The following is a 522-nucleotide window of genomic DNA, read 5'->3' on the forward strand; positions in this document are numbered from 1 at the left end:
GCGACCGGTCGGCCGGCGACCACTGCCGTCGCCACCGCCCCCACCCCGCTGGTGTGGCCGGTCAGGGGCTCGCCGATGGGCTGGCCGGTGGTCAGATCCCACACCCGCACCGTCCCATCCCAGTCGCCGGTGACGGCGACCGGTCGGCCGGCGACCACTGCCGTCGCCACCGCCCCCACCCCGCTGGTGTGGCCGGTCAGGGGCTCGCCGATGGGCTGGCCGGTGGTCAGGTCCCACACCCGTACCGTGGCATCGGTGCTGCCGGTGACAGCAATCGGTCGGTCGGCGACTAGCGCCGTCGCCACCGCACGCGCCGGGCCGGTGTGGCCGGTCAGAGGCTCGCCGACGGGCCGGCCGGTAGTCAGGTCCCACACCCGCACCGTCCTATCAAGGCCGCCGGTGACAGCAATCGGTCGGCCGTCAACCATCACCGTCGTCACCGCGCACACCTCGCCGGTGTGGCCGGTCAGGGGTTCGCCGATGGGCTGGCCGGTGGTCAGGTCCCACACCCGTACCGTCTCT

Annotated in this window: 1 pseudogene; it reads right to left on the bottom strand. The window is 73.9% G+C overall.

The window, feature by feature from the left end:
• Positions 1–522 (bottom strand): annotated as a pseudogene (locus ACIQCZ_RS34595) (hypothetical protein); the annotation flags it as partial.

This window comes from Streptomyces sp. NPDC093149, assembly GCF_044754145.1.
Classification (GTDB): domain Bacteria; phylum Actinomycetota; class Actinomycetes; order Streptomycetales; family Streptomycetaceae; genus Streptomyces.